The 6,975-nt window shown below is 70.8% G+C and carries 5 protein-coding genes; 2 read left to right on the top strand and 3 right to left on the bottom strand.

Going from position 1 to position 6,975, the window contains the following annotated elements; all coding sequences use genetic code 11:
* Nucleotides 1–45 precede the first annotated feature (45 nt).
* A complete protein-coding gene (locus HAV40_RS27985; RefSeq protein WP_166386402.1) occupies nt 46–1,404 on the top strand; it encodes a VOC family protein in 1,359 nt (452 codons plus the stop codon).
* On the opposite strand, the gene HAV40_RS27990 is transcribed toward HAV40_RS27985, so the two are convergent.
* From HAV40_RS27990 to HAV40_RS28000, 3 genes are all read right to left on the bottom strand, one after another.
* Entirely contained in the window at nt 1,401–1,856 is a 456-nt protein-coding gene (locus tag HAV40_RS27990; RefSeq protein WP_166386404.1) for a DUF4233 domain-containing protein, read from the bottom strand. The genes HAV40_RS27985 and HAV40_RS27990 overlap by 4 nt on opposite strands.
* Nucleotides 1,857–1,925: 69 nt before the next feature.
* The gene (locus HAV40_RS27995; protein ID WP_166386449.1) at nt 1,926–3,197 is read right to left on the bottom strand and encodes a bifunctional folylpolyglutamate synthase/dihydrofolate synthase; all 1,272 of its coding nucleotides are present in this window, start codon (nt 3,195–3,197) and stop codon (nt 1,926–1,928) included.
* 86 nt (nt 3,198–3,283) lie between these two features.
* A complete protein-coding gene (locus tag HAV40_RS28000) occupies nt 3,284–5,875 on the bottom strand; it encodes a valine--tRNA ligase (RefSeq protein WP_166386451.1) in 2,592 nt (863 codons plus the stop codon).
* Between the two features lie 153 nt (nt 5,876–6,028).
* Here HAV40_RS28000 and HAV40_RS28005 point away from each other — a divergent pair, with 153 nt between their 5' ends.
* Nucleotides 6,029–6,736: a hypothetical protein gene (locus HAV40_RS28005; protein ID WP_166386406.1), complete on the top strand. Its 708-nt coding sequence runs from the start codon at nt 6,029–6,031 to the stop codon at nt 6,734–6,736.
* The last annotated feature ends 239 nt before the right edge of the window (nt 6,737–6,975 follow it).

Genomic DNA, 6,975 nt, shown 5'->3' on the forward strand with positions numbered 1-6,975 from the left:
GGCGGCGCGCTGTGGTCGTGCACACAGCGCTCGGGGAGGCACGCGTTGGCACGGTTAGGGCGCAAACCGGTCCGGCCCGGCCGGGTCACCACCGCCATCTGCCTGGGCGCGCTGGGACTGTTCGTCATCTCGATGTCGGCGGGCCTCGGCAGCTGGCCGCTGGGCGCGGTGGGCGCGGCGATGGTCGTCGTCGGGGTGGCTCTGCTGACCACGGCGTCGATGCTCGGCGCCGACAAGGCGTACGTGGTCGGCACGGTGCACGTGGTGAAGGCGTCCGAGCCGCCGCTGAACGCGGAGTTCGGGCGCTGCGAGATGCAGGTGCTGGTCGACGCGCCCGGCCATCCCGGCCAGACCGTGGTCATGAACGACCCGCGGGTGCCGGTGCTGAAGTGGCCCGACGCGGGCGACACGCTGCCCGCCCTGGTCGCGGTCGCCGACGCGCGGCGCATCAAGATCCAGTGGGAGAAGATCGGCACCCACGGCGAGCGGTACGAGCAGAGTTTCGAACGGGCCGGCGACGACGAGTTCTACCACGATCCGGGCGACGACTACGACGACCCGCACTTCGACGACCCGCACTACGGCGACGGCGGCGACTACGACGGGACCGGCTACGACGATCAGCCCCGCCCGGACGGCCCGCACGGCGCCGACGACACCTACGCGGGGTTCCGCGACGACGACCCGATCGACCTGGACGCGGTGCCGCCGGACAAGCCGCTGCCCCGCCGGCAGCCGAGCCCGCACCCCCGCCCGGCCGCGCCCCGCGAGGACCCGGGCCAGGACCCCGCGCCGGTCGCGGTGCTGGAAGGCGAGCTGTACACCGCCGACGTGCCCGGCCCCCGCACCCCCATGGACGCGGAGTCGCCGGACTTCACCTCGATCGATGTGATCGACTTCGCGGACGTGCCGGAGCCGCCCGCTCCCGCGATCTCGGACACCCTCACCGGGCCCGTGGCGCTGCCGCGCGCGGCCACGACCGGTATCGACGACCTGCTCGTCGCGTCACCGCACGCCCGGCCCGCCTCGGCCGGGTCGATCCAGGGCGTCGGCATCACCCTGCTCGTCACCGACCTGGACCGCTCCCGCGCCTTCTACCACGACCTGCTCGGCTTCTACGAGCTCGACGGAGGGCCCAGCAACCTGGTGCTGGCCTCCGGCGACACCCGCCTGGTGCTGCGCACGACCCCCGAACTGGCCCCGGTCAACCGCCGCCACGTGCACCTCAACCTGGAGGTCGGCGACGTCGACGCGGTCTACCGCGAGCTGAAGGTGCGCGGCGTCAAGTTCACCTACGCACCCCGCGTGGTCAACCACGGCGAGCGCCTCGAACTGTGGGCCGCCTCGTTCAAGGACCCCGACGGCCACGGCATCGCCGTCATCGAGTGGAAGGCGCGCGCCTAGCGGGACACGGTCCGGCGCACGTGGAGCACGTACGCCCAGGTGAGCCCGAACACGACGCCCACCACGGCGAACGCCCAGTGCAGGAAGCCCAGCAGCAGCAGTACGACCTGGAACGCCGACACCGCCCACCAGCCCCACGGGAAACGCAGGGTCGCCGACAGCGCGACCGCCACCACCACGGCGATCAGCGCCACGGTCACCGCGGCCATGCTGCCGCCCGGTGGGCGCAGCACCCAGATCGGCATCAGCGCCAGCAGCAGCACCAGCGCTTCCAGCACCAGCGTGCCCGCGGCCAGACCGCGCACCGCACGGTTCGGGTTGCGCAGGCCGCTGGGCTTGCCGCCCAGGTTCAGTTGCAGGTCACGCTCGCGCGCCTCGCCCGGTTTGTGCCCGGCGGGGCCTTCCGGCGTCGAGCCGGCCGCGGCCTCGCTCGGGTGGCTGTGCTCGGTCATGCCCGCTCCCCGTGGCGCTCGCTCATGCCTGTCCCCGCCGCTCGCCGGGCCGCACCGGCGCTGCGCCGGTCACCGCTGGAACAGCTTCCGGGCGTCGGCGACGGTGACCACCGATCCGGTGATCAGCACGCCCACGCCGCTGATGCCCGCGTCGATGTCCGCCTCGGCCAGCGTCACCGCGGCCTCGATCGCGTCGGGCATCTCGGGATGGATGTGCACCCGGTCCTCGCCGAAGATCTCGTACGCGATCTCCGCCAGCTCCTCGGCGGGCAGCGAGCGCGGCGAGGAGTTGCGGGTGCAGACCAGCTCGTCGACGACCGGCTCCAGCAGCTCCAGCACCCCGTCGGCATCCTTGTCGCCGAGCATGCCGACCACGGCCACCAGGCGGCGGAACGAGAACTCCTCGGTCAGCGCGGCGACGGTCGCGGCCATGCCGTGCGGGTTGTGCGCGGCGTCGACCAGCACCGTGGGCGCGTTGCGGACCCGCTCCAGGCGGCCCGGCGAGGAACTGGACGAGAAGCCCTCCCGGACCACCTCGACCTCCAACTGCCGGTCCTTGCCCGCGCCCAGGAAGGCCTCCACCGCGGCGAGCGCCAGGGCGGCGTTCTGCGCCTGGTGCGCGCCGTGCAGCGGCAGGAAGATCTCGTCGTACACCCCGCCCAGGCCCTGCAGCGTCAGCACCTGACCGCCCAGCGCCAGGTTGCGCTCGATGACACCGAACTCGCTGCCCTCGCGGGCCACGGTCGCGCCGACCTCGGCGCAGCGCTCCAGGATCGGGCCCATCGCCTCCTCCGGCTGCAGCGCGCAGATCAGCGTGGCGCCCTCATGCACGATGCCCGACTTGGCCAGCGCGATGTCGGCGATCGTGTCGCCCAGCCACTCGGTGTGGTCCAGCCCGATCGGGGTGATCACCGCGACGCCCGCCTGGATCACGTTCGTGGCGTCCTCGGCCCCGCCGAGCCCGACCTCGACCACGGCCACGTCCACCGGCGCGTCGGCGAACGTCGCGAACGCCAGCGCGGTGGTCATGTCGAAGTAGGTCAGCGGCTCGTCGTTGCGCGCGTCGACCAGCTCCGCGAGCGGGCCGACCTCGGCGTACACCGCGGTGAAGCGCTCCTCGTCGACCGGCTGCCCGTCCAGGCTGATCCGCTCCCGCACCGTCTCCAGGTGCGGGCTCGTGTACCGCCCGGTGTGCAGCCCGTGCGCGCGCAGCAGGCTGTCGATCATGCGCGCGGTCGAGGTCTTGCCGTTGGTGCCGGTCAGATGGATCGACGGATACGCCCGCTGCGGGCTGCCGAGCACGTCCAGCAGCTCCTCGATGCGACCGAGGTCGAAGACCATCCGGGTGAAGCCGCGCCGGTCCAGCGCGGCCTCCACCTCGGCGTACGTAATGTCCTGCCCGTCTTGAGCGGAAGAGCTCACGAATGTCACCCTAGCTGCGCGAGCGCGGCGTCGATGCGAGTCACGTCGGCTTCGGCCGTGGCGAGCCGCTCGCGCAACTTCGCCACCACCTGCTCCGGAGCCTTGGCCAGGAATCCCTCATTGCCCAGCTTCGCCGTGGCCTGCGAGATCTCCTTCTCGGCGGCGGCCCGGTCCTTGGTCAGGCGAGCCCGCTCGGCGGCCACGTCGATGCTGCCCCGGGTGTCCAGGGAGACCGTCACGCCACCCGCGACCGCGACCGTGCCGGTGGCCGTGAAGCCGTCACCGGGCACGTCCAGCCGGGCCAGGAAGCGCATCAGCGGCTCGTGCGCGGCGATACCGGCCGCGGCCAGCCCGTCCAGCGACGCGGCCACCCGCTGACCCGGCTTCAGACCCTGGTCAGCGCGGAAGCGGCGCACCTCGGTGACGACCCGCTGCAGCGTCTCCAACTCGGCCTCGGCCGCGTCGTCGATCAGCGCCGGGTTCGCGCCCGGCCACGCCGCGACCATGATCGAATTGTCGCCCTCTACCTTGTTCAGGGCACACCACAGCTCGTCGGTGACGAACGGGATGACCGGGTGCAGCAGCCGCAGCAGCTGGTCCAGCACGTGCCCCAGCACTCGGCGGGTGCGCTCGGCGGCGGCCGCGTCGTCACCGGTCAGCACCGGCTTGGCCAGCTCGACGTACCAGTCGCAGACGTCGTCCCAGGCGAAGTGGAACAGGCTGTCGCAGACCTTCGCGAACTCGTAGTTCTCGAAGTACTCGTCGACCTCGGTGACGGTGTGCTGCAGCCGGGACAGGATCCAGCGGTCGATCGTCGACAGCTCGGTGGGCAGCTCGCCCTCGGTGTGCGCGCCGTTGATCAGCGCGAACCGGGTCGCGTTCCAGAGCTTGTTGCAGAAGTTGCGCGAGCCCTGGCACCACTCCTCGCTGACCGGCACGTCCGAGCCCGGGTTAGCGCCCCGGGCCAGGGTGAACCGGGTCGCGTCCGCGCCGAAGCGCTCGATCCAGTCCAGCGGGTCGACGACGTTGCCGAACGACTTCGACATCTTCTTGCCGTACTGGTCCCGCACCATGCCGTGCAGGGCCACGGTCTCGAACGGCTGCCTGCCGTCCATCGCGTACAGGCCGAACATCATCATCCGGGCGACCCAGAAGAACAGGATGTCGTATCCGGTGACCAGCACACTGGTCGGATAGAACTTCGCCAGATCGGCGGTCTGCTCGGGCCAGCCCAGCGTCGAGAACGGCCACAGCGCCGACGAGAACCACGTGTCGAGCACGTCCTCGTCCTGCCGCCAGCCGTCACCGGTCGGCACCTCGTCGTCAGGGCCGACACAGACGACCTCGCCGTCCGGGCCGTACCAGACGGGGATGCGGTGACCCCACCACAGCTGGCGCGAGATGCACCAGTCGTGCATGTTGTCGACCCAGGCGAAGTAACGCTTCGACAGCTCGGCCGGCTCGATCTTCGTACGCCCGTCGCGCACCGCGTCCCCGGCCGCCTTCGCCAGCGGGCCGGTGTTGACGAACCACTGCAGCGACAGCCGCGGCTCCACCGTCGTCTTGCAGCGCGAACAGTGGCCCACCGCGTGCACGTACGGCCGCTTCTCGGCCACGATCCGCCCCTGCTCACGCAGCGCGGCGACCACGGCCGGGCGGGCCTCGTACCGGTCCAGGCCCTGGAACGGCCCGTGCACCGTGATGATCGCCCGCTCGTCCATCATCGTGATCGAGGGCAGGTTGTGGCGCTGGCCGATCTCGAAGTCGTTCGGGTCGTGCGCCGGGGTCACCTTCACACAGCCGGTGCCGAACGCCGGGTCGACGTGCGCGTCGCCAACGATCGGGATCCGGCGGCCGGTCAGCGGCAACTCCACCTCGGTGCCGATGAGGTGCTTGTAGCGCTCGTCGTCGGGGTGCACGGCCACCGCGGTGTCACCGAGCATCGTCTCGGCGCGGGTGGTGGCGACCACGATCTCGTCGCTGTACCGGATGGAGACCAGCTCGCCCTCGTCGTCGCTGTGCTCCACCTCGATGTCGCTCAGCGCGGTCAGGCAGCGCGGGCACCAGTTGATGATGCGCTCGGCGCGGTAGATCAGATCGTCGTCGTACAGCTTCTTGAAGATGGTCTGCACGGCCCGCGACAGGCCCTCGTCCATGGTGAATCGCTCACGCGACCAGTCGACGGAGTCACCGAGACGGCGCATCTGCCCCAGAATCGCGCCGCCGGACTCGGCCTTCCACTGCCACACCCGGTCGACGAACTCCTCGCGGCCCAGGTCGTGACGGGACAGACCTTCCGCGGCGAGCTTGCGCTCGACCACGTTCTGGGTGGCGATACCCGCGTGGTCCATGCCCGGCAGCCACAGCGCCTCGAAGCCCTGCATCCGCTTGCGGCGGATCAGCGAGTCCTGAATGGTGTGATCCAGCGCGTGGCCCACGTGCAGCGAACCCGTCACGTTCGGCGGCGGGATGACGATCGCGAACGGCGGCTTGTCACTCTTGGCGTCGGCGTCGAAGTGACCGGCGGCTACCCACGACTCATACCGCCGCTGCTCTACCTCGCCCGGGGTGTACGCGGCGGCAAGCTCGGAGGACAACGGGGCGCGCGGCTCGCGCGGCTGCTGGCTGAGTTCGGTCACCCGCCAAGTCTACGCAGAGCACATGCTGCGTCTTTCAGCCGCTGGCGCTTGGGTCCACCGCTGGCAGGCTGTTGCTTGCTAGGCTCCGCGAGTCGGGCGGAAGGTGGGCACATGTCGGAGCAGGACGAGAAGGCACGGCCGGAAGCGGGTACGTCGAACACCGGCGAGATACCGCAGTACGCCCGTCCCGCCGTGCGGATGATGCCCGGACCTGCCCCCGTGGAAGCCGAGGACGACGCCGCGCGGCACAGCAAGCGCCGGCGCTGGACGCTGACCACGATGGCCGTGCTCGGCGCCGGGGCGGTGGCCGCCGCGGTAACCCTCGGCCCCACGCTGATCCGGATCACCCAGCAGAACGACGCGAAGCTCACCATGCCCGAGAAGATCGGCGCGATGGTCCGCGACGACAGTCCCGCGGCCAAGGACACCGCCGGCTACCTGCTGACGGCGCTGGCCGCCGACATCGAACTCGACGCGTCCGCCTCGGGCATCTACACCGACCCGGCCGAGGGCGCCGCCAAGAGCGTCATGGTCTTCGGCGGCACCACCACGATGTTCAGCCCCGAACGCGAACTCGACACCGTCCTCAAGCTGATGGAGGACGAGACCGGTGGCGTGACCGGCCTCAAGGAGTACGAGCCCGGCGACCTCGGCGGCGTACTCAAGTGCGGCTCCGCGGACAGCCCCGACGGCATCATGGCGGTCTGCGGCTGGGCCGACCACGGCAGCCTCGCCCTGGCCCTCTTCCCCGGCCGCTCGCCCGCCGAATCCGCACCCCTGATGACGACCATCCGCACCACCACCCTCACCCGCTCCTGAGGGCCACACAGCCTTTTCCTTACGCCCCCTCTTACAGTGATCGCTGTTTCGGGTCAAAACCTGGGGCCGGACCCCACCTTTCGACCCGAAACGGCGATCATCGCGCTTTCGCCGGGCACGAAAAAGGGCCCCGCATAGGGGGCCCGAATAGGGGAAGTGGTGATACGCGTCAGGGCCCGACCATCGCTGGTCGGGCCCTGAACTGCGAATATTGTCCGGCGGTGTCCTACTCTCCCACA

The sequence above is a fragment of the Catellatospora methionotrophica genome (assembly GCF_011297335.1).
Classification (GTDB): Bacteria; Actinomycetota; Actinomycetes; order Mycobacteriales; family Micromonosporaceae; genus Catellatospora; species Catellatospora methionotrophica.